The 25,222-nt window shown below is 70.7% G+C and carries 28 protein-coding genes and 1 pseudogene; 20 read left to right on the top strand and 9 right to left on the bottom strand.

Translation table 11 applies throughout. From position 1 onward, the window contains the following. The first annotated feature begins 155 nt into the window (after nt 1-155). The 4 genes from QFZ58_RS02815 to QFZ58_RS02800 all read left to right on the top strand — a co-directional run bounded on the left by QFZ58_RS02815 (nt 156) and on the right by QFZ58_RS02800 (nt 2,742). Nucleotides 156-653 carry an SHOCT domain-containing protein gene (locus QFZ58_RS02815; RefSeq protein WP_307123291.1) on the top strand — a complete coding sequence of 166 codons (498 nt, stop codon included), beginning with the start codon at nt 156-158 and terminating at the stop codon, nt 651-653. Nucleotides 654-758: 105 nt separating this feature from the next. Next, nucleotides 759-1,553, top strand: a complete 795-nt coding sequence (locus QFZ58_RS02810) for a tyrosine-protein phosphatase (protein ID WP_307123290.1) — start codon at nt 759-761, stop codon at nt 1,551-1,553. A 250-nt stretch (nt 1,554-1,803) separates the two neighbouring features. Further along, nucleotides 1,804-2,208, top strand: coding sequence for a DUF1992 domain-containing protein (locus QFZ58_RS02805; protein ID WP_307123289.1), 405 nt, complete (start codon nt 1,804-1,806; stop codon nt 2,206-2,208). Nucleotides 2,209-2,244: 36 nt separating this feature from the next. Beyond that, nucleotides 2,245-2,742, top strand: a complete 498-nt coding sequence (locus QFZ58_RS02800; RefSeq protein ID WP_307123288.1) for a GNAT family N-acetyltransferase — start codon at nt 2,245-2,247, stop codon at nt 2,740-2,742. A 61-nt stretch (nt 2,743-2,803) separates the two neighbouring features. On the opposite strand, the gene QFZ58_RS02795 is transcribed toward QFZ58_RS02800, so the two are convergent. Next, nucleotides 2,804-3,190, bottom strand: coding sequence for a VOC family protein (locus tag QFZ58_RS02795; RefSeq protein ID WP_307123287.1), 387 nt, complete (start codon nt 3,188-3,190; stop codon nt 2,804-2,806). A gap of 268 nt (nt 3,191-3,458) precedes the next feature. Between QFZ58_RS02795 and QFZ58_RS02790 the strand changes: the two genes are divergently transcribed. Together QFZ58_RS02790 and QFZ58_RS02785 are read left to right on the top strand one after the other, a co-directional pair. Beyond that, on the top strand, nt 3,459-3,995 hold the full coding sequence (locus tag QFZ58_RS02790) for a cysteine hydrolase family protein (protein ID WP_307123286.1): 537 nt from the start codon (nt 3,459-3,461) through the stop codon (nt 3,993-3,995). A 68-nt stretch (nt 3,996-4,063) separates the two neighbouring features. After that, nucleotides 4,064-4,642 (top strand): DUF6328 family protein, encoded by a 579-nt coding sequence (locus QFZ58_RS02785; RefSeq protein WP_307123285.1) that lies wholly within the window; start codon nt 4,064-4,066, stop codon nt 4,640-4,642. A 29-nt stretch (nt 4,643-4,671) separates the two neighbouring features. Here the strand turns inward: QFZ58_RS02785 and QFZ58_RS02780 are convergent, their stop codons facing one another. The 3 genes from QFZ58_RS02780 to QFZ58_RS02770 all read right to left on the bottom strand — a co-directional run bounded on the left by QFZ58_RS02780 (nt 4,672) and on the right by QFZ58_RS02770 (nt 7,001). Beyond that, the gene (locus QFZ58_RS02780; RefSeq protein ID WP_307123284.1) at nt 4,672-5,496 is read right to left on the bottom strand and encodes a VOC family protein; all 825 of its coding nucleotides are present in this window, start codon (nt 5,494-5,496) and stop codon (nt 4,672-4,674) included. Between the two features lie 103 nt (nt 5,497-5,599). Next, on the bottom strand, nt 5,600-6,514 hold the full coding sequence (locus tag QFZ58_RS02775) for a cation diffusion facilitator family transporter (RefSeq protein WP_307123283.1): 915 nt from the start codon (nt 6,512-6,514) through the stop codon (nt 5,600-5,602). Between the two features lie 148 nt (nt 6,515-6,662). Next, on the bottom strand, nt 6,663-7,001 hold the full coding sequence (locus QFZ58_RS02770) for a DUF6479 family protein (RefSeq protein ID WP_307123282.1): 339 nt from the start codon (nt 6,999-7,001) through the stop codon (nt 6,663-6,665). 88 nt (nt 7,002-7,089) lie between these two features. Between QFZ58_RS02770 and QFZ58_RS02765 the strand changes: the two genes are divergently transcribed. The 8 genes from QFZ58_RS02765 (at nt 7,090) to QFZ58_RS02730 (ending at nt 17,024) form a co-directional block, all read left to right on the top strand. Further along, nucleotides 7,090-8,055, top strand: a complete 966-nt coding sequence (locus QFZ58_RS02765; RefSeq protein ID WP_307123281.1) for an LLM class F420-dependent oxidoreductase — start codon at nt 7,090-7,092, stop codon at nt 8,053-8,055. Between the two features lie 224 nt (nt 8,056-8,279). Next, nucleotides 8,280-8,675: a hypothetical protein gene (locus QFZ58_RS02760; protein WP_307123280.1), complete on the top strand. Its 396-nt coding sequence runs from the start codon at nt 8,280-8,282 to the stop codon at nt 8,673-8,675. 43 nt (nt 8,676-8,718) lie between these two features. After that, nucleotides 8,719-9,288 carry a 2Fe-2S iron-sulfur cluster-binding protein gene (locus QFZ58_RS02755; RefSeq protein WP_307123279.1) on the top strand — a complete coding sequence of 190 codons (570 nt, stop codon included), beginning with the start codon at nt 8,719-8,721 and terminating at the stop codon, nt 9,286-9,288. After that, complete coding sequence (locus tag QFZ58_RS02750) at nt 9,285-10,283, top strand: xanthine dehydrogenase family protein subunit M (protein WP_307123278.1); 999 nt, start codon at nt 9,285-9,287, stop codon at nt 10,281-10,283. The genes QFZ58_RS02755 and QFZ58_RS02750 overlap by 4 nt, the downstream gene beginning before the upstream one ends. Before the next feature lie 42 nt (nt 10,284-10,325). Continuing rightward, nucleotides 10,326-12,422 (top strand): xanthine dehydrogenase family protein molybdopterin-binding subunit, encoded by a 2,097-nt coding sequence (locus QFZ58_RS02745; protein WP_307123277.1) that lies wholly within the window; start codon nt 10,326-10,328, stop codon nt 12,420-12,422. A 150-nt stretch (nt 12,423-12,572) separates the two neighbouring features. Then, entirely contained in the window at nt 12,573-13,034 is a 462-nt protein-coding gene (locus tag QFZ58_RS02740) for an ATP-binding protein (protein ID WP_307123276.1), read from the top strand. Between the two features lie 147 nt (nt 13,035-13,181). After that, nucleotides 13,182-14,600, top strand: coding sequence for an NADP-dependent succinic semialdehyde dehydrogenase (locus tag QFZ58_RS02735; protein WP_307123275.1), 1,419 nt, complete (start codon nt 13,182-13,184; stop codon nt 14,598-14,600). 9 nt (nt 14,601-14,609) lie between these two features. Continuing rightward, nucleotides 14,610-17,024, top strand: coding sequence for a phosphoketolase (locus tag QFZ58_RS02730; RefSeq protein ID WP_307123274.1), 2,415 nt, complete (start codon nt 14,610-14,612; stop codon nt 17,022-17,024). A 119-nt stretch (nt 17,025-17,143) separates the two neighbouring features. On the opposite strand, the gene QFZ58_RS02725 is transcribed toward QFZ58_RS02730, so the two are convergent. Beyond that, nucleotides 17,144-18,256 (bottom strand): chemotaxis protein, encoded by a 1,113-nt coding sequence (locus QFZ58_RS02725; protein WP_307123273.1) that lies wholly within the window; start codon nt 18,254-18,256, stop codon nt 17,144-17,146. A 397-nt stretch (nt 18,257-18,653) separates the two neighbouring features. On the opposite strand from QFZ58_RS02725, the gene QFZ58_RS02720 reads away from it, so the two are divergent. Beyond that, complete coding sequence (locus QFZ58_RS02720) at nt 18,654-18,989, top strand: hypothetical protein (RefSeq protein WP_307123272.1); 336 nt, start codon at nt 18,654-18,656, stop codon at nt 18,987-18,989. On the opposite strand, the gene QFZ58_RS02715 is transcribed toward QFZ58_RS02720, so the two are convergent. Beyond that, on the bottom strand, nt 18,952-19,776 hold the full coding sequence (locus QFZ58_RS02715) for an endonuclease I family protein (protein WP_307123271.1): 825 nt from the start codon (nt 19,774-19,776) through the stop codon (nt 18,952-18,954). The two genes, QFZ58_RS02720 and QFZ58_RS02715, sit on opposite strands and share 38 nt — an antisense overlap. Before the next feature lie 245 nt (nt 19,777-20,021). Between QFZ58_RS02715 and QFZ58_RS02710 the strand changes: the two genes are divergently transcribed. From QFZ58_RS02710 to QFZ58_RS02700, 3 genes and pseudogenes are all read left to right on the top strand, one after another. Further along, nucleotides 20,022-20,234, top strand: coding sequence for a hypothetical protein (locus QFZ58_RS02710; protein ID WP_307123270.1), 213 nt, complete (start codon nt 20,022-20,024; stop codon nt 20,232-20,234). A 59-nt stretch (nt 20,235-20,293) separates the two neighbouring features. Beyond that, entirely contained in the window at nt 20,294-21,451 is a 1,158-nt protein-coding gene (locus tag QFZ58_RS02705) for a methyltransferase (protein WP_307123269.1), read from the top strand. Between the two features lie 245 nt (nt 21,452-21,696). Next, nucleotides 21,697-21,864, top strand: a pseudogene (locus tag QFZ58_RS02700) (oxygenase MpaB family protein); the annotation flags it as partial. Nucleotides 21,865-21,949: 85 nt separating this feature from the next. On the opposite strand, the gene QFZ58_RS02695 reads toward QFZ58_RS02700, so the two are convergent. The 3 genes from QFZ58_RS02695 to QFZ58_RS02685 form a co-directional block, all read right to left on the bottom strand. After that, entirely contained in the window at nt 21,950-23,275 is a 1,326-nt protein-coding gene (locus QFZ58_RS02695; protein WP_307123268.1) for a site-specific integrase, read from the bottom strand. A 21-nt stretch (nt 23,276-23,296) separates the two neighbouring features. Continuing rightward, entirely contained in the window at nt 23,297-23,740 is a 444-nt protein-coding gene (locus QFZ58_RS02690; protein WP_307123267.1) for a hypothetical protein, read from the bottom strand. Between the two features lie 153 nt (nt 23,741-23,893). Next, complete coding sequence (locus QFZ58_RS02685) at nt 23,894-24,325, bottom strand: hypothetical protein (RefSeq protein ID WP_307123266.1); 432 nt, start codon at nt 24,323-24,325, stop codon at nt 23,894-23,896. A gap of 298 nt (nt 24,326-24,623) precedes the next feature. Between QFZ58_RS02685 and QFZ58_RS34390 the strand changes: the two genes are divergently transcribed. Both QFZ58_RS34390 and QFZ58_RS02680 read left to right on the top strand, forming a co-directional pair. Further along, on the top strand, nt 24,624-24,818 hold the full coding sequence (locus tag QFZ58_RS34390; protein ID WP_373428647.1) for a helix-turn-helix domain-containing protein: 195 nt from the start codon (nt 24,624-24,626) through the stop codon (nt 24,816-24,818). A gap of 44 nt (nt 24,819-24,862) precedes the next feature. Next, nucleotides 24,863-25,168: an AlpA family transcriptional regulator gene (locus QFZ58_RS02680; protein ID WP_307123265.1), complete on the top strand. Its 306-nt coding sequence runs from the start codon at nt 24,863-24,865 to the stop codon at nt 25,166-25,168. Nucleotides 25,169-25,222: the final 54 nt, after the last annotated feature.

Below are 25,222 nucleotides of genomic sequence, written 5' to 3'. Positions count from 1 at the left end.
AGTGGCACCACCTGTGACCTTGCCCTCTCCACCGGCCGCGCGATCCCGCGCCCGGTGAGGCGGTACATCCTCTTCGTCATCAACTTTCACAATGCGGCACGGATTGCCCACAGTTATGCTTCTGGCGAGTCGGCACCGAAGGGGAAGGACGCACCATGGCCGTGGGACCCGTGGAGTACCTGGTCATCACCTTTCCCGGTGAGCGGTTCGCCGACACGGTCGCGCCGCTGCTGGCCGACGCGGTCGCGTCGCAGGCGGTACGCATCCTCGATCTGGCTTTCGCCCGCGGTGGCGAGGACGGAGCCCTCCACCTCGTGGAGACGGCCGAGATCGACCCGCGGGGACTCGTGCCCGTCGAGCGGCCGGTGCGCGAGGCGGCCGGATGGCCGGCCCTCTCGGACGTCGACGCGCTCGGACGCCTGCCGGCGGGCACCGTCGCCGCGCTGGTCGCCTGGGAGGACCGCTGGCCGGTCGCCCTCACCCGAGTGGTCCAGGCGGCCGGCGGTGAGCTGGTCGCACATGCGGTCGTCCCGTCACCGGACGGCGGGGACGATGTCATCACGCTGCTCGAGCGGCTGGCGGAGCTCAAGAAGCAGGACGTTCTGACCGACGCCGAGTTCGCGGAGCACAAGGCGAGGATCCTCGCCGACTGACGCCTGCCCAGCGACCGGTACCCCACGTCCTGTCTTGATGATTCTCATGCCGTGTGCGACGTTGATTCTGACCTGTGCAGTTTGTCGGGAAAGAGGCAGTTCATCGTGCAAACCGCCCGGGCCGTCCCGGCCGCTACCGTCGTCAACCTGCGCGATCTCGGTGGTATCGCCCTCGGGCGCGACCGCCGGCTGCGGCAGGGCATCCTTCTCCGCTCCGGCCAACTGAGCGACTTCGACGCGGAGAGCGACATGGCGGTGGCCGCACTCGGTATCCGTACGGTCGTCGATCTCCGCACGGCCGACGAACGCCGGTGGGCCCCCGACCGGCTGCCACCGGGCGCCAGGCTGTTCGTAGCCGATGTCCTGGGTGACCACCCGGTGGTGGGTCCGGCCCGGCTGCGGGCCCTGCTCTCCGACGCGGACGGGGCGGCGACCTCCCTCGGCGGCGGACGGGCCGAGAGCCTGTTGGCCCAGAGCTATCGCGACATGGTTCTCTCCCCGGGTGCCGGGGCCGCCTACCGGGCCTTTCTGGAGACCGCCGCGGACCCCCGGGCGAGACCCCTGCTCTTCCACTGCGCGTCGGGGAAGGACCGCACGGGCTGGGCCACCGCGCTCCTGCTCCTGCTGGCGGGCGCCTCGCGCGATGTGGTCCAGGCCGAGTTCCTGGCGGTGAACAGGGCGATCCGAGCCGCTTTCGCACCGGTGGTGCGGCGCTACCTCGATGCGGGCGGCGACCCGGACATCGCCTCGGCGATCATCGAGGTGCGGCCCCGGTACCTCGACGCGGCCCTGGACGCCATGGACGAACGGTGGGGCGGACTCGAGGGTTACCTGCGCGACGGGCTGCGCGTCCCCCGGACGGTGGTGGCGCGGCTTCGCGCGGACCTGGTGGCGCCCTGACGGCGCGGCGGGCGTCCGGCACACGGGGCCGGTCACGGTGGTCCGCGCGCGGTCGCCGTACACCCTCGCCGGGCGCCGGCCGCCCGCAGGCCGTGCGGGAACTCCGCAGGCCCTGCGAGAACCGCGGTCCGATCGCCGGCCGGCGGCAGCCGCTCCCCACCGTGGGCGCCGGACGCCCTCGGTATCGTGGAACGTGCCGACCCCGGCCGAAAGCCGAGCCGCCGGGGGCGTGTTCGGAAGGAGGTGGGCGGTGACCGAGCGCAAGCCGGCCGGCGTCAGCTTCGAGTCATGGGTGGACAAGCAGATTCGCGAGGCCGAACAGCGCGGCGACTTCTCCGGGCTGTCGGGTTTCGGCAAGCCGATCACCGGCCTGGAACGGCCCTATGACGAGACGTGGTGGATCAAGGCGAAGATGCAGCGTGAGGGGCTCTCGGTGCTCCCGCCCTCGCTCACGCTGCGCAAGGAGGCCGAGGACGCACGGGAAGCGGCCATCCGTGCGAGGTCCGAGGCCGAGGTCCGGCGCATCCTCACGGAGGTCAACGAGAAGATCCGCAAGGCTCTGCTGATGCCGCCGGAGGGGCCGCCGCTGAACCTCGCGCCCTTCGACGTCGACGCCGTCGTCGAGGAGTGGCACGCGCACAGGCGTGCGGATTGAGTCCACGCGGCCTCTGGCATGCGTAATACTCTTTCCATGAGATCGAGCATTACGACGTCGCGGGGCGGTGGTGCCGGGCGCGGTGAGGTGCGGGTGCGGAGAGCCGTGGCGCGAGACGCCCGGCGGCTCACCCGCCTGGTCACCGCGTCACGCGCCTACGAAGGCCACTACGCCCCGATGGTCGCGGGGTACAGGGTGGGCCCCGACTACATCGAGACGCACCGCGTCTTCGCCGCCGTGGACGCGGAGGAACGGGTGCTGGGTTTCTACGCGCTGATCCTCACCCCGCCGGAACTGGACCTCATGTTCGTCGGCGACCACGCCCAGGGGCGGGGCATCGGGCGCCTGCTCGTCGGCCACATGCGGGAGGAGGCGCGCCGTGCCGGCCTGGCCGCCGTGCGCATCGTCTCGCATCCCCCGGCCGAGGGCTTCTACCGCAGTGTGGGGGCGCGGCGCACCGGCACGGTCACGGCCGCCCCGCCCGCCGTGATGTGGGACAGGCCAGAGCTGAGCCTCGCGACCGACGGCTCATGAACAGGGCGGTCCGGCCGTACCTCCGGCCGGACCGCCCTGGATGAGCCATGGACCGGTGCCGCTACGACCAGCCGCCGTACGGGCGGGTGATGAGCTCCATCCCGTGGCCGCTGGGATCGGGGAAGTACACGCCACGGCCGCCGTCGTTGTGGTTGATCTCGCCGGGATGCTTCCGGTGGGGATCGGCGTAGTACGGGGTCCCCTGCGCCTCGATGCGGCCGAAGGCCGCGTCGAACTCCGCTTCCGAAATGAGGAACGCGTAGTGCTGCGCGGTGATGGATTCGGCGGGAACGGTCGCGAAGTCCAGCGTGACGTTGTTCGCGAGGACGACCGGAATGAAAGGTCCCCATTCCCTTCCGGGGGTGAGGTCCAGGATGTGCGCCAGGAATTCCGCGGACTCGCGGTTGTCCCGGCAGTGAATGATGGTGTGATTCAGCTCGACCGACACTGTGGAATGCCTCCAACGGGCATCTCACGGGCTACCTCCACGCCTCACCCGGCCGGTGACCGACGCGCGATGCCGTAGGGACGATCTTAGACGAGCCGGTCACCGTACGTCGAGGGTCTGCCCAGGAATCCGGGCTCGCCATCGTCGCCCAGGACGGCTTCCGGGGCCGCTCCCGCACCGTCATGAGGCCGTGTTCCCGCACCGCCACGAAGCGGGACGGACCGCTCCCGCTGTGGTGAAAACGCTGGTGGATGACACCATGGGGGACATGGGTAAGCACGCCGTCATCGTCATCGACATGATCAACAGCTACGAGCACCAGGACGCCGATCTGCTCCTCCCGTCGGTCAGACGGGCCACCCCCGCGATCGCGCGACTGATCGAGCGGGCCAGGGACGCCAAGGTGCCCGTGATCTACGTCAACGACAACTTCGGGGAATGGCGTTCCCATCACGGCGAGATCGTCGACCAGGCGCTCGCCGGCTCCCATCCGGAACTCGTCGAGCCGGTGCGGCCCGACGAATCGTCCCTCTTCGTGGTGAAGGCCAGGCATTCGGCCTTCTACGAGACGCCACTGGCCTACCTTTTGAACCAACTCGATGTGGACCAGGTCGTCCTGTGCGGCCAGGTGACCGAACAGTGCATCCTCTACTCCGCACTCGACGCGCATATCCGGTACCTGGGCGTCACCGTCCCCGAGGACGCCGTGGCCCACATCCACGCCGACCTCGCCGAGGCGGCGCTCGCGATGATGCGGCGCAACATGGGGGCGGACATCCGGACGGTGGACACCGTGGAGTTCTGACCGGGTGGATTCACGGAGCGGCCGCGGGGAACGAGTACGACCTCGTGTACGACGTGGCGGAGGCACCGATGGGACACATACCGGCGGACGGCAGTGAGGACGACGGGACGGCGAGGCCGGGGGTGCACCCGCAGAGTGGCCGTCGCGAGACCGAGGAGGAACGGGCGGACCGGCGGTGGGGCGACCTGCTCCAGGAGTTGCGCGTCGCCCAGACCGGTGTGCAGATCCTCTTCGGCTTCCTGCTCGCCGTCGTCTTCCAGCCCCGCTTCGCCGATCTCTCGACCACCGACCGCAACATCTACGTCGTGACCGTGATGCTCGGGTCCGCGACGGCCGCCGCTCTGATAGGGCCGGTCTCGTACCACCGGCTGCTCACCGGGCGGCGGATGAAGCCGCAGACGGTCACCTGGGCCTCGCGCATGACGAAACTGGGGCTCGGTCTGCTCTTCTGCACCATGTGCAGCACCCTGCTGCTCATCCTGAGGGTGGCACTGCACAACGTGGTGGCCCTGTGGCTGGTCGGCGCGATGGCCCTGTGGTTCCTGGCCTGCTGGTTCGTGTTCCCCCTGTGGGCCATCGTCCGGGGCGACGGCCCACAGCCGGGTCGCGGGGATCGGGACGGCGACGGTCGCGGCACGCGGGGCTGATCCTGCCGCACCTCCTGCGGCCCGGCGCTTCAGTCGTCCGAGTCCGCGGGACTGCGTACGTCCGTCACGGTGAACAGCCCGCCGTCCGGGTCACGCAGCGTCGCCTCGCTGCCGTGCGGGACGGCGCGCCGCTCCATGAGGGCGCCGCCGTGCCGTTCCGCCGCGACGACCGTCGCCGCCACATCGGCCACCGGGAACTGCACCTGCCAGTGCGGGCGCACCACCGGGTCGGGTGCGGCCTCGACGGCTCCTGAGCTGATCCGGGCCAGCGGGCGGCCGTTGCAGCGCACCAGCACCTCGTCCCCGACGTACGCGACCTCGCACCCGCCCGGTTCCCCGCTCGCCCATCCGAGCACCTCACCGTAGAAGATGGCGGCGTCGAAGGCGTCCCTGGTGCGCAGCCGGAGCCAGGCGTGCGACCGGTGGCCGGACGGTGAGAGGGAAGCGGCCCGGCCCGTCCACTCCCAGATGCCGAACGAGGCACCGTCACGGTCGGCGGCGAGCACCGCCCGGCCCACGCCGATGGTCAAAGGGCCCACGGCCACCGTGCCGCTGCGCTCGCGGATGCGGGCCGATGCCACGTCGGCGTTCCGCACCGAGAAGTACGGGGTCCAGGCCACCGCCACCTGGTAGGCGGAGGCGACCGCGCCGATACCCGCCACCGGCACCCCGTCGGAGCGGGCCATGGCGAAGTCCCTGCCCAGCGGGGCCGCCCGGAAGGTCCAGCCGAGAACGGCGCCGTAGAAGCGCTGCGCGGCCTCCAGTTCGTGGGTCACCAGATGGACCCAGCACGGCGCGGTGGCACCGGTCAGGGGTGCCGGCTCCGGCGCGGTCCGCGGTTCGCTAGCGGTCATGGTCCCACTGCCTTATGTGTCTTGCGGCATGACTTCTTCGGTGCCGCGGGGCCAGAACCAGCCTCAGGTGCGTCACTGCCTCCCGCAACACGCGGGCCGGCGTTCACACACCGCCGCGTGGGGGAGCGTTCGTGATGTCCAGGAAGATGTGATCGGCCTCCGGCCACTCACGGGCCATCGACTCCCTGATCCGGACGGAGACCCGCTCGACCTCCTCGCTGTCGATGCCGGGTGCCAGGTCTATCCTGGCCGCCACCAGCACCGAGTCGAGACCCAGGCCCATGGTGAACAGGGCCGCCACGTTGTCGATCTCGGCCTGGGCCATGAGGTACTCCTCCACGCCCCTGCGCAGCCCGGGATCGGCGGACTCCCCGATCAGCCGGTCGCGGGCGTCCTTGCCCAGCCGGAAGGCGACGTGGACGAGCAGCAGGCCGATCCCCAGCGAGGCCGACGCCTCCCACACGACGTCTCCCGTGACCAGGTGCAGAACCATCCCCGCCATGGCCAGCAGCACGCCCAGTACGGCCGTGCTGTCCTCGGCGACCACTGTCCGCAACGCCGGGTCACGGGCGCCGTCCTCCTCGCCCCGGAGCTGGAGGAGTGCGCGCACCAGTGAACCGCCTTCGGCGAGGAAGGCGACGCCGAGGACGATCAGGCCCACGGTGTACCCGCCGGGTGACTCGTGCTCGTCACTGCTGAGGGCCTCGAAGCCCTGGAAGAACGAGAAGCAGCCCCCCACGACGAAGATCCCGACAGCCGCGAGCAGCGACCAGAAGTACCGCTCCTTGCCGTACCCGAAGGGATGACGGGCGTCCGGAGGGCGGCTGCTGCGCCGCAGCGCGGCCAGGAGGAAGACCTCGTTCACGCTGTCCGCCACGGAGTGGGCGGCCTCGGACAGGAGGGCGGGCGAGCCCGAGAGGAGCCCTCCCACCGCCTTGGCCGCCGCGATCACGATGTTGGCCGCGAGAGCGACCAGGACGGTGATGCGGGTCCTGCGGTCCGACTCAGGCCGTTGCATGTTCCCCCCGGTTCCAGGTTCCTCAGAGTTCCTCAGCTCTCCGGCGGACGGGGACGGGCCCGGACGCAGCCGTCCGGGCCCGTTCCATGCCGGGCCCGGACGGCTGTACCCCGTCGGCCGGCGTGCTTGTGTATCGGTCATGCGTGCGTCAGTCACGCCGTGGTTCGTCCTCCGGCGGCGGGATCACCTCGTTACCGTGGTCACTCAGCTCGTACGGGGAGAGGGCCCGGCCGTTCTCGGGAAACTTGTCCGCGTGGTGCGAACCGCTCTCCTGCACCTCCGTCCGGTGGTCCGGGCGGTGCGGCTGCTCCTCGGGGCGAGGGGGCCGTGATTCCTTGTCACGGCGCCTCATCCCGAACACGAAGCCCCCGATCAGCAGCAGCACGACGAAGAGGCCGACGATGCCGATGATCACGCCGACCGCGCCCGGCCCGTTTGCACCGCCGGTGGTGGCGAGCGATTCCCATGCTCCGTTCGTTACGTCCATGCATGGCGCATACCCCGGGAACCGGCCCGCAGACAGCCATTGACATGAATTCATGTTTTATGGCGATGTAACGGTAAAAGAGTTTCGTATGATCAAAATTGGCTACACGATGATGACCGAGCAGGCAGGCCCCCGCGCACTCGTCGAGGACGTGGTGGCAGCGGAAGAGGCGGGCTTCGATTTCTCCGTCACCTCCGATCACTACTTCCCCTGGCTCGCTTCCCAGGGACACGCGCCTTATGCCTGGTCCGTGCTGGGAGCCGCCGCCCAGGCGACGTCCAGGATCCCGCTGATGACGTACGTGACCTGCCCCACCACGCGCTACCACCCCGCCGTGATCGCCCAGAAGGCGGCGACGCTCCAGCTCCTGGCCGAAGGCCGCTTCCGGCTCGGCCTCGGTTCCGGCGAGAACCTCAACGAGCACGTCGTGGGCGCGGGCTGGCCGGCCGCCCACGTGCGCCTGGAGATGCTCGAAGAGGCCGTGGAGATCATCCGGGCGCTCTTCGACGGCGACTGCGTCAACCACCACGGCACGCACTTCGACGTGGAGAACGCCAAGCTCTGGGACCTGCCCGAGCAGCGCGTCCCCATCGGCATCGCCGTCTCGGGGCCGAAGTCGTGCGCGCTCGCGGGACGGCTGGGCGACCTGGTCATCGCGACCGAGCCCGAGCGTGACCTGCTGAGCGCCTTCGACCGCCACGGCGGCACCGGCAAGCCGCGCGTCGGCCAGCTGCCCGTCTGCTACGACCCCGACCGGGACGCCGCCGTCGCCCGCGCCCACGACCAGTTCCGCTGGTCGGTCGGCGGCTGGAAGGTCAACTCCGAACTGCCCGGCCCCGCGGGCTTCGAGCAGGCGACCCAGCACGTCCGGCCGGAGGACGTCGCCGAGTCCGTCCCGTGCGGCGACGACGTCGACACGTTCGTCGAGGCCGTCCGCGCCTACAGCGACGCGGGCTTCACCGAGATCGCCCTGGTGCAGGTGGGCGGCGAGCACCAGCGGCCCTTCATCGACTGGGCCAGGAGCACGCTCCTGCCGGCGCTGCGCGAACTCTGAAACCGGCCCGGCCGGTGGGCCGGGCCGCGTGGCTCGTGTCGCCGGGACGCGGACGCGGGGTCAGCCTGGAAGGAATCCCCACGACGCCGGTGGGCACGCGAGGGGGAGTACGCGATGTGGTCAGCCGCCGGGCGGAGCCCGTGCCCGGGAGCCGCACACGCGCCGGACCCCGGCGCGCGGGCTCCCGAGCGGTGCTCCCCGGCACTCCAGTGAAAGGAACCAGCGTGAACACCACGCCCCAGCAGACGCAGGAACACCAGGAGAGCGGCGACGTCGTCGTGGCGGTGACCGGTTGCCCCAAGGAGGACGCGCAGACCGTGTTCGACGTGCTCCGCCGTTCCTTCGCCTCCGACCGGCCGGCGGGCGACGCACCCGAGGACGCGTCCGAGACACGCCCGACCGTGTGGACGGCGACCGTCGACGTCTCCGAGACGAAGGCCGGTGCCGAACCCGCACAGCTCTCCACCCCGGTGACGGTCGAGGCGCAGGGCGGCTACTGGGCGGTCGGCCGCCTCCGCGAGCACCTGGCGGACGCCTTCGCCGTCCGGGTCGTGGGGACTGCGGCAGGGGACCAGGAACAGGAGGTCCGGCTGCGGCTGGAGAGCCACCGCCCCGCGTGACGACCGCACGACCGCACGACCGGAATCCGGAAGGTACGTGTACATGGACCCCACCCCCGCCGGGCGCGGCGCCGCCGCGCAGGCCCAGGCCGAAGGCGACCGCTCGACCGTCACCCTGCACGTGAACGGCACCGAGCGGACCCTGACGCTCGACCACCGCACCACGGTGCTCGACACCCTGCGCGAACACCTCGGGCTGACCGGTGCGAAGAAGGGCTGCGATCACGGCCAGTGCGGCGCCTGCACCGTACTGGTCGACGGCCGGCGCGCCAACAGCTGCCTGCTCCTCGCCGTCGCCCAGGAGGGCTCCCGCATCACCACCGTCGAGGGCCTGGCGGACGGCGACCGGCTGCACCCTCTCCAGGCGGCCTTCCTGGAGAGGGACGCACTGCAGTGCGGGTACTGCACCCCCGGGCAGATCTGCTCGGCGGCCGGCATGCTCGACGAGGCGGCGGACGGATTTCCGTCCCACGTCACCCCGCGGACGGCGGCCGTCCACGAGGGGCCCGCACCGCTCGGGGCGGACGAGATCCGCGAACGGATGAGCGGCAACCTCTGCAGGTGCGGCGCCTACCCGCACATCGTTCAGGCGATCGAGGACGTGGCCCCGTGAAACCCTTCGCCTACCTGCGCCCCGGATCCGTCGCCGAAGCCGTCCACGCGAGCGCGGAGCGCCCCGGTGCCCGGTTCCTCGGCGGCGGCACCAACCTCGTCGACCTCATGAAGCTCGGGGTGGAGACGCCCGGCGTGCTCATCGACGTCAGCAGGCTCCCGCTGGACCGCGTGACGCGGACGGACGACGGCGGCCTCCGCATCGGTGCGACCGTACGCAACAGCGATCTCGCCGCCCACCCCGACGTCCGCTCGGACTACCCCGCCCTGTCGCAGGCACTGCTGGCCGGGGCGTCCGGGCAGCTCCGCAACACCGCGACCACCGCCGGGAACCTGCTCCAGCGCACCCGCTGCCCGTACTTCCAGGACATCTCCAAGCCCTGCAACAAACGGAGCCCCGGCTCGGGATGCCCGGCCCGCGAGGGGGCGCACCGCGATCTCGCGGTGCTCGGCCACTCGCCGGAATGCGTGGCCACCAACCCCTCGGACATGGCGGTCGCCCTCGCCGCGCTCGACGCCACCGTCCGGCTGTACGGGCCCGAGGGCGAACGGACCGTGCCCGTCACCGGCTTCCACCGGCTGCCCGGCGACAACCCCGACCAGGACACGGTCATCAGGCCGGGGGAGCTGATCACCGAGGTGGTGCTGCCGCCCCGCCCGGACGGCGCGGCATCGCTGTACCGCAAGGCCCGCGACCGCGCTTCGTACGCCTTCGCGCTGGCTTCCGTCGCGGTGTCGCTGACGGTGAGCGAAGGCCGCGTCGCGCACGTGTCGCTCGCCTTCGGAGGGCTCGCCCACCGCCCGTGGCGTGCGCGGGTCGCGGAGGACGTCCTGCGCGGAGCACCCGCCGGCCGCGAGGCCTTCGCGCGGGCGGTGGAGGCCGAACTGGAGGCCGCCAGACCCCTGCGGGACAACGGTTTCAAGGTGGGGCTGGCCCGCAACCTGGCCGTCGGCGCCCTGACCGAGCTGACCTCCCCGGCCACGCCGGCCGGGTGAACCACCCTGCCCGACCCCTCCGACGAACCGAGGACCACCGTCATGAGCCACGCCCCCCAGCCGCTGGGCGCCCCCGTCGTCCGCCGCGAGGGCCGGGACAAGGTCACCGGCGCCGCGCGTTACGCCGCGGAGCACACCCCGCCCGGCTGTCTGTACGGCTGGATCGTCCCCGCCGCGGTGCCCAGGGGCCGCGTCACGGCGGTCCGCACCGCCGACGCGCTCGCCGTGCCGGGGGTACACACCGTCCTGACCCCGGACAACGCGCCGCGGCTCGAGGAGCCCGACGACCCGGTCCTCGCCGTCCTCCAGGACGACCGGGTGCCGCACCGGGGCTGGCCCGTGGGCCTGGTCCTGGCCGAGAGCCTCGAGGCGGCACGGGAGGGCGCCGACGCCGTCCGCGTCGAGTACGCGACCACCGGCCACGACGTCGTGTTCACCGGTGACCACCCGGGTCTCCGCACTCCCGAACAGGCCAACGGCGGTTACCCGGCCGTCCGCGAACGCGGTGACTTCGACGGCGCGTTCGCCGCCTCGCCCGTGCGGATCGACGCGACGTACACCCTCGGCGGACTCCACAACCACCCGATGGAGCCGCACGCCTCGACCGCCACCTGGGCCGACGGGCATCTGACGGTGCACGACTCCAGCCAGGGCTCCACCACCGTGCGCGAGAGCCTCGCCCAGGCCCTCGGGATCGACCGGGACCGGATCACCGTCATCTCCGAGCACGTCGGCGGCGGCTTCGGCTCCAAGGGCACTCCCCGCCCCCAGGTGGTCCTGGCGGCGATGGCCACCCGCCACACCGGGCGCCCGGTCCAACTCGCCGTGCCCCGTCGCTACATGCCCGCGATCGTGGGGCACCGCGCGCCGACGGTGCAGCGGGTACGGCTCGGTGCCGACCGCGAGGGTGTCATCTCCGCCGTGGCGCACGAGATCGCCACGCACACGTCCACCGTCAAGGAGTTCGTCGAGCAGGCCGCCGTACCCGCCCGCGTCATGTACACCTCGCCCCACAGCCGCACGGCGCACCGGGTGACCGCCCTGGACGTGCCCAGCCCGTCCTGGATGCGCGCGCCGGGGGAGGCCTCCGGGATGTACGCCCTGGAGTCGGCCATGGACGAACTGGCCTGCGCGCTGGGGCTCGACCCGATCGAACTCCGGCTGCGCAACGAGCCGGCGGCCGAGCCGGACAGCGGCCGCCCGTTCAGCAGCCGGAACCTCATCGCCTGCCTCGACGAAGGGGCGCGGCGGTTCGGGTGGTACGACCGGGACCCGAGCCCCGCCTCCCGGCAGGAGGGGCAGTGGCTGCTCGGCACGGGGGTCGCCTCGGCGACGTACCCCGTACTCCTCTCACCGTCCGCCGCCTCCGCCACCGCCGTGCCCGACGGCTCCTACCGGATCGGCGTCAACGCCACCGACATCGGCACCGGTGCCCGTACCGTCCTCGCGCAGATCGCCGCCTCGGCGCTCGGCACACCGCAGGAGAACGTCCGCATCGACATCGGCAACAGCGATCTGCCCGCGGGCTCCGTGGCCGGGGGCTCCTCGGGCACGGCGTCCTGGGGCACGGCGGTGCACAAGGCCGCCACCGCCCTGGTGCGCAGGCTCGCCGAGCACACCGGACCGGTCCCGCCGGAGGGCATCACGGCCACGGCCGACACCGAGCGGGAGGCGGCGCAGGAGTCCCCGTACGCACGGCACGCCTTCGGCGCGCACTTCGCCGAGGTGGCGGTCGACTCCCTCACGGGTGAGGTACGGGTACGCCGGCTGCTCGGAGTCTTCGCCGCCGGGCGCATCCTCAACGCCCGTACCGCGCGCTCCCAGTTCGTCGGAGGCATGGTCATGGGGCTCGGCATGGCCCTCACCGAGGGCAGCACGATGGACGCGGTGTACGGAGACTTCACCGAGCGGGACCTGGCCTCCTACCACGTGCCCTCCTGCGCCGACGTCCCCGACATCCAGGCGCACTGGATCGACGAGGAGGACCCCCACCTCAACCCCATGGGAAGCAAGGGCATCGGCGAGATCGGCATCGTCGGCACGGCGGCCGCCATCGGCAACGCCGTACGGCACGCCACGGGTGCCCGGCTCCGCGCTTTGCCGCTCACGCCGGACAAGGTGCTGCCCTACCTGCCGTGACCGGGTGCCGCGGCTCTCGGTTGCGCAACCGGCTCATTCGAGTCACCCTGATGAGTGACCCAGAAGTGATGACTGCTCACGCTTCGTGTTCGGGGGTCGTTGGTTCAGACGGGGTGAAGCACGTGGGCCTCGCGGTGAGGAGCCTCGACGATGACCGTTCCACTCGACCGGCACTACCAGGTCGAAATGCAGGTGTCGGCTGAGCGCATTTCCCAGCTCCGGCGCATAGTCGCCGCGCACCTTCGCCACTGGAGTCTCGATCTCCACGTCCGGCCGGTGTGCCGGGCCGCGGAGGAGCTCCTGACCAACGTCCAGAGGCATGTCGGTGACGACAGCGGGTGCGTCGTCGAACTGCGCTGGACCGGACGGCACCTGACGGTGTCCGTCGCCGACAAAGGGTCCCGGATGCCCAGGCTGCTCAGCGGCGGTGGCGGCGGCCTCAGCCGCGTCATGGCCCTGAGCGACAGCTGGGGCACCTGCCGGACCGATGACGGCAAAGTCGTCTGGTTCACGCGTTACGCGCAGACGCCGCACACCACCGGACTGCTGCCGCGCACGCCCCTCCCCTCGGGCGACGCGTTCCGTCCCCGGCCGGTCGCCGAACTCGTCTGACAGGCGGACGGCCACCCGGCCGGCGCGGACGGCGTACGACCCGTACGCATGATCCGCGCCGGCCGGGTACGTGTGCACGGGGGGCCGCGTTGCGCGGCGGAGCGTGGCGCGGCACGGTCGAAGCACCGATGCAAGGAGGCCACAGCCATGCCCATCGCGACGGTCAATCCCGCGAACGGCGAGACTCTCAGAACGTTCGACGCACTGGATGCCGAGGAGATCGAGCGCAGGCTCGATGCCGCCGACCGCGCGTTCCGCCGTCACCGCACCACCGGCTTCGACGAGCGGGCCCGCCTGCTGAACCGGGCCGCAGACCTGCTGGACGAGGACCGGGAGGACATCGCCCGCATCATGACCACGGAAATGGGAAAGCCGCTGGCGGCCGCCCGGGCGGAGGCCGCCAAGTGCGCCAAGGCCATGCGCTGGTACGCGGCGAACGCCGAGCGGCTGCTCGCCGACGAGCACCCCGGGGACGCGGACGTCGAGGACTCCGGGGCGTCCCGGGCCCGTGTGCACTACCGCCCGCTGGGCACCGTCCTCGCCGTCATGCCGTGGAACTTCCCGCTCTGGCAGGTCATGCGCTTCGCCGCGCCCGCGCTCATGGCCGGCAACACCGGCCTGCTCAAGCACGCCTCGAACGTGCCGCAGACCGCTCTGTACCTGGAGGACCTCTTCACCAGGGCCGGGTATCCCGCCGGCTGCTTCCAGACGCTGCTCGTGGGGTCGGGCGCCATCGAGGCGATCCTGCGTGATCCCCGGGTCGTCGCGGCGACACTCACCGGCAGTGAACCCGCCGGGCGCTCCGTCGCCGCCGTGGCCGGTGACGAGGTGAAGAAGACGGTGCTGGAGCTGGGCGGCAGCGACCCCTACCTCGTCCTGCCGTCGGCGGACATCGCCCGGGCCGCGGAGATCGCCGTGACCGCCCGCACCCAGAACAACGGGCAGTCGTGCATCGCGGCCAAGCGTTTCATCGTCCACACCGACGTGTACGACGACTTCGCCGAGCGGTTCACCGCCGGGATGCGCGCCCTGACCGTCGGGGACCCGATGGAGGAGTCGACCGACGTGGGCCCGCTCGCCAGCGAACAGGGCCGCGCCGACCTCGAGGAACTCGTCGACGACGCCGTGGGCAAGGGGGCCACCGTCCTGTGCGGGGGCGGGCGTCCCCCCGGGCTGGGCGGCGGCCTGGAGCGGGGCTGGTTCTACCGGCCGACCGTTCTCGCGGGCATCACGTCCGGCATGCGCATCCACCGCGAGGAGAGCTTCGGCCCCGTGGCGACGCTCTACCGGGTCGCGGATCTCGACGAGGCCGTGAAGCTCGCCAACGACTCCCCCTTCGGGCTCAGCTCCAACGTCTGGACGCGGGACGAGGAGGAGATGAGCCGCTGCGTACGCGACCTGGAGGCGGGCGGTGTCTTCTTCAACGGCATGACCGCCTCGCACCCGGCGCTGCCGTTCGGCGGGGTGAAGCGTTCCGGCTACGGGCGCGAGCTCGCGGGGCACGGCATCCGCGAGTTCTGCAACGCCACCACCGTCTGGTACGGCCCCGAGCCGGACACCCGCTAGGAGACGCTCATGACCGACGCCCCCGCCCCGTCCGCCGTGCCCGCACCGTCCGTACCGCCGGCCGCGTCGCCGCTGTCCGACGCGGACCTCGCGGCGCTCGACGCGCACTGGCGTGCCGCCAACTACCTGGCCGTCGGGCAGATCTACCTGATGGCCAACCCGCTCCTGACGGAACCCCTCACCCGGGAACACATCAAGCCTCGTCTGCTGGGCCACTGGGGGACCTCTCCCGGACTCAACCTCGTCCACACCCACCTCAACCGGGTGATCAAGGAACGCAACCGGCAGATGCTCTGCGTCTGGGGTCCGGGCCACGGCGGCCCGGCCGTGCTCGCCAACTCCTGGCTGGAGGGCAGCTACTCGGAGACGTACCCCGATGTCAGCCGCGACGCCCCCGGGATGGGCGCCTTGTTCAGGCAGTTCTCCTTCCCGGGCGGGGTGCCCAGCCACGTCGCCCCCGAGACCCCCGGCTCCATCCACGAGGGCGGCGAGCTCGGATACGCGCTCGCCCACGCGTACGGTGCCGCCTTCGACCACCCGGAGCTGGTCGTCGCCTGTGTGATCGGGGACGGCGAGGCGGAGACGGGGCCGCTCGCCGCCTCCTGGCACTCCAACAAGTTCCTCGATCCCGTCCACGACGGAGCGGTCCTGCCGATCCTGCACCTCAACGGCTACAAGATCGCGAACCCCACGGTGCTCGCCCGGATCCCCGAGGACGAGCTCGACGCGCTGCTGCGCGGTTACGGGCACGACCCCGTCCACGTCCAGGGCGCCGATCCCGCCGCGGTCCACCGCGCGCTGGCCGCCGCCATGGACCTGGCCCTCGACCGCATCGCGGAGTACCAGCGGGCGGCCCGCACCGACGGGGCGACGGAACGCCCGCGCTGGCCGATGATCGTCCTCCGCACGCCCAAGGGCTGGACCGGCCCCCGGGAGGTGGACGGGCTGCCCGTCGAAGGCACCTGGCGGGCGCACCAGGTGCCGCTGTCCGGCGTCCGCGACAACCCCGACCACCTGCGCGAGCTCGAAGCCTGGATGCGCTCCTACCGGCCGGAGGAACTCTTCGACGCCTCGGGCCGGCCGACGGCGCAGGTCCTGCGCTGCGTCCCCGAGGGCACGGCCAGGCTCGGAGCGACACCGTACGCCAACGGCGGGCTGCTCCTGCGTGACCTGCCGATCCCTCCGCTCGAGGACCACGCCGTCGAGGTCGAGAGGCCCGGCACGGTCTTGCACGAACCCACCCGCGTCCTGGGCGGCCTGCTGGAGGACGTCATGGCGGCCACCGGCAGGCGCAGGGACTTCCGAGTAGTCGGCCCCGACGAGACAGCGTCCAACCGCCTCGACGCGATCTACAGGGCCAGCGGCAAGGCATGGCAGGCGGGGACCCTTCCGACCGACGAGCACCTGTCCAGGGACGGCCGGGTGATGGAGGTGCTCTCCGAGCACCTGTGCCAGGGCTGGCTGGAGGGGTACCTCCTCACCGGACGGCACGGCCTCTTCTCCTCGTACGAGGCCTTCGCCCATATCGTCGACTCGATGGTCAACCAGCACATCAAGTGGCTGCGCACGTCACGGCGGCTGACCTGGCGGCGGCCCGTCGCCTCCCTGAACTACCTGCTCACCTCGCACGTCTGGCGCCAGGACCACAACGGCTTCTCGCACCAGGACCCCGGCTTCGTCGACCACATCCTCAACAAGAGTCCCGAGGTCGTCCGGGTGTACATGCCGCCGGACACCAACACCTTGCTGTGCACCGCCGAGCACGTGCTCGGCAGCCGCGACTACGTCAACGTGATCGTCGCCGGCAAGCAGCCGGGCTTCGACTGGCTCACGCTCGACGAGGCCCGGGTCCACTGCGCGCGCGGAGCCGGGATGTGGGAGTGGGCGGGTACCGACGACGGGAGCCGTGAGCCCGACGTCGTCCTCGCCTGTGCCGGGGACGTGCCCACCCTGGAGGCCGTGGCCGCGGCCGGCCTGCTGCGGAAGCACCTTCCGGAGCTCGCCGTCCGCGTGGTCAACGTCGTCGACATGACCCGGCTGCTGCCCCACGAGGAGCATCCGCACGGGATGCCGGACGCGGAGTACGACGCCCTCTTCACCCGCGACAAGCCGGTGATCTTCGCCTATCACGGCTATCCGTGGCTGGTGCACCGGCTCGCGTACCGGCGGGCGGGCCACCCGCATCTGCACGTGCGGGGCTACAAGGAGGAGGGCACGACCACCACGCCGTTCGACATGGTCCTCCGCAACGACCTGGACCGCTACCGGCTGGTCATGGACGTGACCGACCGGGTGCCCGGACTGGGCGTCCGCGCCGTCGCCGTACGCCAGGCGATGGCCGACGTCCGCACCCGCCACCACGCCTGGATCCGGGAACACGGCACGGACCTGCCCGAGGTGGCCGACTGGTCCTGGGAGGGCTGACGCGCGCCGGGGCGCACCGCGGCCGGCCTGCTGACGTGCAGGCCGGCCGCGGTGCGTCGCGGGAACGGGCGCCGGGTCCGGCCCCGTGACGTGCCGGCCGGTGTGGTCCCGCCGGCCAATCAGAAGCGCAGCGCCGCCGCGATGCGTCCGTGTCCGACGAGCGAGTCGTCCGCGCAGAACACGACCTCGCACCCGGTGTCCAGAGCCGCTTCGATGAGCTCGTCCACGACGTCCTCACGGACACGGTCGTTCGGCGGGGTGCTCGCGGGGTCGACCGGCTCCAGGTGCTCGTCCGTGACTTCGACCGTCTGACGGAAGTGCTCCTCCACCGCGACGAGCCCGGCGCGGCGTTCCCGGACGGCGGCCCACACCTCGTCCAGGCCACCGGCGAAGGACTTGCTGCTGCGGGCGTCGTCGAGTCTCGCCCGCACTGCCGCAGCGCTCTGCGCGTGCCAGTCCTCCAGCGCCGGACCCAGAAGTTTCAGGAGTTCGGGAGCGCTCGTCTCCGACGTCGTTCCCTTCGCGACCTTGGAGACGGCCGCGCCGGCGCACTCGCCGACCTCGTCGAACAGGGCGAGCGCCGGTGGCAGGCCGACCAGGAACAGCGGCCTGGGGTCCGCGGTCAGGACGGCGCGGAGATTGCCGTCGACCTTGCGGAAGAAGTTGCGCGTGTCCTCGTTGACGTAGATGCTCGGCGTGTCCCCACTCCGGGCCTGGTGCTCCGGGTCGAAGTTCACGTGCGGCGGGCTCAGAGGAAAGCCGCGCCCGTCCTCCTCGCGCAGATCTTCGTTGGTCCCCGACCACAGCGTCGCGTGCTCGGCGGACACTCCGAGCACCCAGTAAAGTCGCGCCCCGGCCTTGGCGGCGACCAGGTTCCGGGTGAGATAGGTATCGCTCAGGACCACCCGCTCGGGCACGGTGCGCGGCACGTACCAGATCTGGTACTCGTTCGAGTCGGCCAGGATGACCAGGCCCTCCAGGGCGCTTCGTTGGTCCACCTCGGCGACGGCGCGGTCCATCTGTGCCTTGACGGCGTCCCGCGCTTCGCGGGCGACCCGTTCGTCGGCCTTCAGGCGGGTGCCGGCCGTAGCCACCAGATTGCGCAGCCGTGCGGCGTCCTGGACGTTGTCCGGCGCCCGGCGGTGGGTGGGCATCGTGAGGGAAAGGGCCGGATAGGGCCGGGTCGCCCGAAGCTTCTGCAGGGTGCCGGCGGTCAGGGCATCCGTATCCATCGTTGCCTCCCGGAGGGCTGGGCTTGTATCGAGGTACTGAGCCCGCCCCGGGCGGGGAGCGGGTGACTCGACGAGTCAATTCATACCGTGCGGTCACAGTATGGGCGAATTGTTCGTACGTGTCGTCGAAGGCATGCCCATGCCCCCGCTCGCGGCGTGGAAGTTCCGGTCGGCCGAGGAGCGGGGAGAACGTGGAACCGGCGCTGAAAGCCCCTCAGAAGCATTCGGCGGTACGGGCCGTGAGGCAGGTGTCCGCCGAGCCGGCGCTGTAACAAAGGCCGGCCATGCCTCCCCGGTCAGCGGGTTGACGCCGCCGTGCGCGAGGGTGGCGGCCGTCACGGCGAGGTCCCGACGGCGGTGGCCCGTACCGCGCACTGCCGGAAGTCATCTGCGCGAGGTGGCCGGAGCGGACTTCCTGGCCCTCGCGCTGCTGCACGCCGGCCTGGCCCGCATGGCGACGGACGGGCGGCGCGCGGCCGTCGTCGATCCGGGCAACCGGCCGGGCCCGCCGGACCTGCCGCGCGAGCGGACCGGCCGGGACCTGCCGCGCGAGCGGACCGGCCGGGACCTGCCGCGCGAGCGGACCGGCCGGGACCTGCTGCGCGAGCGGACCGGCCGGGACCTGCTGCGCTCGGCTCCCGCGAGAAGGCCGTGGAGCGCTGCGCGCAGGCCCCTGACCGGGCCGGACCCAGCCCCTACCAGATGGCCTCCACCCACTTCGGGTGGTCGATGAACGGGTTCCGGTTGTGCTGGTACCGGTCGAATATGACGTCGTTGCGGTGCTGCTCGAAGCTGTCCGGCGGGTCCTCTTGGTTCCACTGCTTCAGCACCGAGAGCCGCCCGATGTTCGGGGCGGAGTCGTTGCCCACCTTGTCGTTCGGTTCGAGGTCGGCGAACGCGTCGCCGCCCTCGTACCGCACCGCCATGTAGAGGACCATCCGGGCGACGTCCCCCTTGACCGCGTCGCGCGGTTCGAAGGAGTCGCTGTCGGTGTAGTTGCCGGGAGCCCCCGGCACGGCGCTGCCCCCGTTGTCGAAGTCCTTGTCGCCGCGGACGGCGTTGACCTGGACGTCCGCGGGGCGCAGGTGGTGGATGTCCGTGCCGGGGCCCGTGGACGTACCGAAGTCGCCGTGCGACTTGGCCCAGACGTGCTCCCGGTTCCAGTCCCCGACGTCGCCGCCGTTGTCGTTCTCGGACTGCGAACGCCCGGTGTAGAGGAGGATCACGTGGGAGGAGTCGGCCGGGTCCTCGTCGGTGTCCTTGAGGGCGTTCCAGACCTGGCTGTAGGAGAGCGTGGTCTGGTCGCTGATGATCGTGTGCAGCGAACTCTTGAGCGCTGTGCCCGTCTTGCCCAGGGCGTCCTGGTAGTACGTGTCGTCCAGGGCGGTGGATGCGGCGGCGAAGGCGGTGGGGGTTGCGGCGGGAGCGGCTGGAGCGGTGGCCGCGAGGCCGGTGAGCAGGCCGATCGAGGCTGCTGTGGCCAGTAGCGGACGCGCGTAGACATGACGGCGACCGGACATGTGGGGTGTCCTCTCCGATGTTCCGGCGACAGCGCCGCCGCCCCGAGGACCTCTGCGGGAGCGGCTCCGTGGTCACCGGACGATGGCTGGTGAGCCGGGAGCCTTCCACACGCACGGTGCCGGTCGGGTGAACGCTGCGTATTTATCATGTGCAAGTCAAGTGACGGCTCCGTCGTGGCTCGTCCGGCATCGGATGCGGTGACGTCCCCCCGGCGCGAGAATTGCCGCAAGGACGAGGAGGCGGTATGAGCGAAGAGCCCGAATCCCTATCCGTATCCGTGCCGGAGGTGCGGGGGGTCACTCCCGACCGTCTGCTCCACACCGGCGGGAACGATCAGCCCACGGCGGAGGATCTGGTACTGGCCTCCGGCCGGGACCTGACCCCCGGGAACCTGGAGTGGGCGGAGCGCAGGCTGGCCGAGGAGGGCCGGTCGGCCGTCGACAAGCGGCTTCCGTAGGACCCGCGGGCGGGGAGCGTGCGAGGCGCTCCCCGCCACTCGGCTAGCCTGAACGCCATATGAACCGTTTGACGACGCCACAGGGCGGATTCGACCTCGCCCGCCATCCCGAGAACCCGCGTGACCAGCTCCGTGCCTGGGACGCCGCCGACGAGTACCTGCTGAGCCGGCTGGCGGGTGGTGAAGACGGCGAACCGGTCGACCTGACAGGCACCGTGGCCGTGGTGGGCGACCGCTGGGGCGCCCTCGCCACCGCGCTCTCCGGGCACGACCCGGTACAGATCACCGACTCGTACCTCGCACAACGCGCCACCCTGGCCAATCTGGCCCGCAACGGCGCCGCGCCGGACTCCGTGCGCATGCTCTCGGTGCGCGACGCGCCGCCGGAGCGCGTCGACGTCCTGCTCGTACGGGTACCCAAGAGCCTCGCGCTCCTGGAGGACCAGCTCCACCGGCTCGCGCCCGCCGTCCACGCCGGGACCGTCGTCATCGGTACCGGCATGGTGAAGGAGATCCACACCTCCACCCTCAAGCTCTTCGAACGCATCATCGGGCCGACCCGCACCTCCCTCGCGGTCAAGAAGGCCCGGCTCATCCACTGCACCCCGGACCCGGCGCTGCCCAGGGTCCCCAGCCCCTGGCCGTACCGCTACGACCTGCCCGACGACGTCGGCGCGGTCTCGGGCCGGACCGTCGTCAACCACGCGGGGATCTTCTGCGCCGAGCGGCTGGACGTCGGGACCCGTTTCTTCCTGAAGCACCTGCCCGGCCGGACGGGCCCCGACCGCGTCGTGGACCTCGGCTGCGGGAACGGAGTCGTGGGGACGTCCGTCGCGCTCGCCAACCCGGAGGCGTCCGTCACGTTCGTCGACGAGTCGTACCAGGCGGTCGCCTCCGCCGAGGAGACCTTCCGGGCCAACACCGGGGCGGACGCCGAGGCGGAGTTCCTGGTCGGCGACGCGATGGCGGACGTGCCGCCGAGGAGCGTCGACCTGGTCCTCTGCAACCCGCCCTTCCACTCGCACCAGGCGGTCACCGACGCGACCGCCAGGAACATGTTCCACGGGGCGAAGGCGGCACTCCGACAGGGCGGTGAACTGTGGGTCGTCGGCAACCGGCACCTCGGCTACCACACGCAGCTCCGCCGGATCTTCGGCAACTGCACCACCGTGGCCGGGGACCCGAAGTTCGTGGTCCTGCGGGCCGTCAAGCGCTGATCGGCCGCGCGGACACCTCACGGACGGGCCCGGCCTCCGGGTCCGGGGCGGGAGGGGCCCGTTCGGCCCCGGGTCCGGCCTCCGGCGGGATCACCGGGAGGCAGCGCGGCCCGCGTCGTGGCCTCCCGCCCGCCCCCGTGACGTACGCGAGCAGTTGCGGTACGCATGTAACCGGTGCCACCCCGTCTGCCCACCCGCGCGCTCCACCGGGCACGGTTCCACCGCCGAGCGGAAGGTAAGAGCCGATGAGCGAACCAGACCCGGGGCTGTTCGGCCCCGGTTCCGTCACCTGGCAGATGCACGCGGACCCCATGATGTGGGTCGCCGGTGTACGCGCCCTCTACCTCCAGGCGCTGCACCCGCGCGCCGTACGCGGTGTCATGCAGAACTCCGACTTCCGCCGAAACTGGGGATTAGGCAGGCTCCCCACCTGCTGAATCACGACTCGATACTTGATCGAAACACCTGCTGGGGAGAATCTGGGGAGAACCGTAGGAGCTAGGCGCCAGCCGCCTCGGCGGCCCCGCCACTCTCGACTTCCGTCCTGCCCATAGCAGTATGCAGCATCGCACCCAGCGCAACCATGCCCCGCCGTCCAGACCTGGGCATGAAGTGCACATACGTCCGGAGCGTGAACGCCGGATCGGAATGACCGAGCCACTCGGCCAGCTTCCCGATCGTCTCCCCTTCGTGCAGGACCACGCTGGCAAACGTGTGCCGCAGCACGTGGAAGCCGTCTTCACGGGGCATCGCCCAGGTTGTGCGCCGCCACGGGCGCTTCCCTTTGCCCTCCACGTACTCGACGACCGGAGCGGGGATCACCCCTGCTGCAACCAGAGCGGGCTTCCACTGGCCGTTGTTGAAGGCGTCGCGCCCCATTGCGGTCTTGGACTCGGGCGAGGTGACCAGGAGGCGGACCGTCTTCTTCGGGCGGTCCTCCCACGGCACGCTGGGCCGGTCCGGGTCCAGCCACGGCAAGGTAACCTCGAGCGTCGGGAAGACGTTCGCGTACTCCTTGACGGCGGCGGCCAGCTCTGGGGGACACGGCGCTTCGCGGGTTTTGTTGCCCTTCGGTGGCGCGAACGCGAGATCTGTACCGACCCGCACAACCTGCCGCACCACATTGATGACTTCGCCGTCGATGTCATCCGGCGAAAGGCCGAAGGCCTCACCCTGCCGCAGACCGGCAATCAGGGACACATCCATCAGGATCCGGTAGCGGTCGTCGAGTTCCCTACGGACGGCCGCCACCGCGTCCTCCGTCCATGCCTTCGCCTTGGACTTCGGCGCCGTCGGGCATTTCAGGTCGGGGTCGCGGAACGGGTTCAACGGGATCCGTTTGGCCTTGTGCGCCGCCTGCAGGATCGAGGAGAAGTGAGCCCAGGTCGCCCGGACAGTGGAGATGTCGATGTCCTGCTCGACACGGGTGAGCCAGGCCTTCACCTCGTCGTGGCCGATCCGGTTGAGAGGCAGGGTGCCCACATGCGGGAGGATGTGGTTGAAAACCCGGCGCTTCATGACCTCTTTGGTGGTGGGCGCCTTACGCAGAGTCGGCCACCAGTGTTCTCGCACGTACTCGTCGAGGCTCATGCTGCCGTCGCGCGGGTCGTAGAAGGATCCGCGGGTGGTGTCCGTGGCCGCTTCCTTCAGCCAGGCCTTGGCGCCGCCCTCGCCCTCCAGGCTTTTGAAGGACCGGTCTCGTACACCGGGGATCCCCGCGACACGCCACCGCTTGCCCTGCCCGTGCCGGGCTGTCGGGCGCCGTTTGCCTGTCGCGGGGTCGGGCCGCTTGGTGTACCAGCGGTCCTCGATGTATCCCGGCATGCCATGGCCTCCTGTGGGCGCCTATACGAGCGCCGCATCGGGGGAGTCCATGGTGACGATCTCCCCTTCCCAGTGCTGGAACCACTGTCCGCCGGCGAGGAGTTCCTCCAGGGCGGGGTTGATGGCGTGAACGAACTCGTCGGCGGTAGCGACGGGGGACACGTGGACGGCGACCAGGCCCTTGCGTTCGCGTATCTCCACGAGGGGCGCGGGGGTGAAGTCGGACAGCTGGAAGCGCACGCGCAGCGGGCTGGCGGGGGAGGCGATCGAGACGACCTCGCCCCTCCACATCTGATACCAGTGGGCGCTGGCGAGGACAGCATCGAGGGTTCGGTTGAGGGACTGTGTGAACTGGCGGGGCGTCGCGGACCTGGCCACCCTGATTTCCAGGAGACCGCGGGCTTCGTGCCAGTCGGAGATGATCCCTGCGTCGAGGTCGGCGACTGTGTATACAACGTGCAGCATGAGGCGCCCTCCCGTTGATGGGTGCACATGTGACGGGTAGGCCATATGTGCACGTTGTGGAAGGGTACGACTAGTTACGGGTGATCGACAATCAGTTCAGGAATTGTCCACTTGCAACATTTTCGGTCAGGTAACACTTACTTGTCGGTCGAGCTACTCGCTCTCGCGCTTTGCCCGCTCGTCGGCTTCGATCATCGCGCGCCAACGGCGCTGCTCCTGGGGGGACATGCCGCCCAGGTGGCCCAGGATGATGCGCACCTCGTCGCCGTAGCCGGCGAGTTCGGTTGCCTCGTACTCAAGCCATTGGTCGGCGGCTGCTTCCTTCACTCGCCTCAGTGGCAGGCCTGTGCCGTTGGCGATGGCCTTCAGCTGGGGGAGCAGGGGCGGGTTCACGGGTGGTGTCTTGACGAGCTTCTGCAGGGCTTGCTTGACGAGCCGGGTGCCGGTCTCGGGGTCTACGGCACGGTTCGCCATCTCCTGGTAGGAGAGGCCGCTCTCTTGCACCTCCTGGATGAGTCGCGACAGCGCACCCATGGTGGAGGGTCCGGTGGGGCGGTGGTCCTCGGCGGTCGCTGCGGCCGTCATGTCCTCTTCCTTTCGTGTCACATCAGTACCGACTGTCTCTCTAGATGCCGGATGGTCCTGGAAAGATTGCTGGTCAATCCGTACAACCTTCCTGGACTTGGGACGGATCGTCTATAGATCAATGCTATCCAGCCAAAGAGTCGACCGACAGTCGGGATCTGATCGTCCCTGAAGTGTTGACGAATCGTCCCGCAAGCGGTTAACTCAAGGGCAGTGAAAGGCATCACCGCACCGCACCACTGGAGACCCATTGAGCGTGCGCTATGAACTCAGAGACCTTGCAGTCCTCAAATGGGTCATGGAACACCCAGGTCGCGGAGCTCCGTACTCCGTGCGAAGCCTCGCTGAAGTCAGCGGAATCTCACGATCTCAGGTGGGGCGCCTCGTGAGCGGCGAACTGCCTGACCTGCCCGTCCATGAAGCGCACCAAATAGCGGAGGCCCTCGGGGTTGCCGTACTGGTCCTCTTCATGCCCCCAGCGTCCCCAACATAGGGACGACTCGTCATCCGAACGAGCTAAGTAGAAAGGAGTGTCGAGTGCCCAGGCTCAGCCAGAACCCCACACCTGCCCCGCCCGGACACGTCTGGAGCCAGGAGGCGTCCCGCCTCACCGGACTCAGCGTGAAGACGCTGTGGAACTACCGGCACCTCGACAAGGGACCGGCCAGCTTCTTGATCGGCCGGAAGCTCGCTTTCCCCCTTGAGGGTCCCGACGGCATCAACGCCTGGCTCAAGGAGCAGCGACACCCCGCTCCGGACGCCGACAAGGCGCACAGCAGCCGCCCCCCGGAGCCTCGCAGGCTGCGAGCCAGCCAGCCCCGCCAGCACGCCGCAGCTGCCTGAGCGCAGCAAAAGAGGCCGCCCCGTACTGCCAAGCCCGGGACGACCTCCAGATCC

Origin of the sequence: Streptomyces sp. B1I3, from assembly GCF_030816615.1 — a bacterium.
GTDB lineage: Bacteria > Actinomycetota > Actinomycetes > Streptomycetales > Streptomycetaceae > Streptomyces.
The sequence above is the reverse complement of the archived record's forward strand: the minus strand, read 5'-3'. Positions and strand labels throughout refer to the sequence as shown.

Excerpts from the sequence above, each read along its gene's own strand:
- QFZ58_RS02800 (WP_307123288.1), top strand. The coding sequence starts at position 2,245 with ATGAGATCGAGCATTACGACGTCGCGGGGCGGTGGTGCCGGGCGCGGT.
- QFZ58_RS02725 (WP_307123273.1), bottom strand. The coding sequence starts at position 18,256 with ATGGATACGGATGCCCTGACCGCCGGCACCCTGCAGAAGCTTCGGGCG.
- QFZ58_RS02685 (WP_307123266.1), bottom strand. The coding sequence starts at position 24,325 with ATGACGGCCGCAGCGACCGCCGAGGACCACCGCCCCACCGGACCCTCC.
- QFZ58_RS02765 (WP_307123281.1), top strand. The coding sequence starts at position 7,090 with ATGATCAAAATTGGCTACACGATGATGACCGAGCAGGCAGGCCCCCGC.
- QFZ58_RS02815 (WP_307123291.1), top strand. The coding sequence starts at position 156 with ATGGCCGTGGGACCCGTGGAGTACCTGGTCATCACCTTTCCCGGTGAG.
- QFZ58_RS02730 (WP_307123274.1), top strand. The coding sequence starts at position 14,610 with ATGACCGACGCCCCCGCCCCGTCCGCCGTGCCCGCACCGTCCGTACCG.
- QFZ58_RS02740 (WP_307123276.1), top strand. The coding sequence starts at position 12,573 with ATGACCGTTCCACTCGACCGGCACTACCAGGTCGAAATGCAGGTGTCG.
- QFZ58_RS02785 (WP_307123285.1), top strand. The coding sequence starts at position 4,064 with ATGGGACACATACCGGCGGACGGCAGTGAGGACGACGGGACGGCGAGG.
- QFZ58_RS02745 (WP_307123277.1), top strand. The coding sequence starts at position 10,326 with ATGAGCCACGCCCCCCAGCCGCTGGGCGCCCCCGTCGTCCGCCGCGAG.
- QFZ58_RS02780 (WP_307123284.1), bottom strand. The coding sequence starts at position 5,496 with ATGACCGCTAGCGAACCGCGGACCGCGCCGGAGCCGGCACCCCTGACC.
- QFZ58_RS02790 (WP_307123286.1), top strand. The coding sequence starts at position 3,459 with ATGGGTAAGCACGCCGTCATCGTCATCGACATGATCAACAGCTACGAG.
- QFZ58_RS02690 (WP_307123267.1), bottom strand. The coding sequence starts at position 23,740 with ATGCTGCACGTTGTATACACAGTCGCCGACCTCGACGCAGGGATCATC.
- QFZ58_RS34390 (WP_373428647.1), top strand. The coding sequence starts at position 24,624 with ATGGAACACCCAGGTCGCGGAGCTCCGTACTCCGTGCGAAGCCTCGCT.
- QFZ58_RS02705 (WP_307123269.1), top strand. The coding sequence starts at position 20,294 with ATGAACCGTTTGACGACGCCACAGGGCGGATTCGACCTCGCCCGCCAT.
- QFZ58_RS02735 (WP_307123275.1), top strand. The coding sequence starts at position 13,182 with ATGCCCATCGCGACGGTCAATCCCGCGAACGGCGAGACTCTCAGAACG.
- QFZ58_RS02770 (WP_307123282.1), bottom strand. The coding sequence starts at position 7,001 with ATGGACGTAACGAACGGAGCATGGGAATCGCTCGCCACCACCGGCGGT.
- QFZ58_RS02695 (WP_307123268.1), bottom strand. The coding sequence starts at position 23,275 with ATGCCGGGATACATCGAGGACCGCTGGTACACCAAGCGGCCCGACCCC.
- QFZ58_RS02710 (WP_307123270.1), top strand. The coding sequence starts at position 20,022 with ATGAGCGAAGAGCCCGAATCCCTATCCGTATCCGTGCCGGAGGTGCGG.
- QFZ58_RS02755 (WP_307123279.1), top strand. The coding sequence starts at position 8,719 with ATGGACCCCACCCCCGCCGGGCGCGGCGCCGCCGCGCAGGCCCAGGCC.
- QFZ58_RS02715 (WP_307123271.1), bottom strand. The coding sequence starts at position 19,776 with ATGTCCGGTCGCCGTCATGTCTACGCGCGTCCGCTACTGGCCACAGCA.
- QFZ58_RS02775 (WP_307123283.1), bottom strand. The coding sequence starts at position 6,514 with ATGCAACGGCCTGAGTCGGACCGCAGGACCCGCATCACCGTCCTGGTC.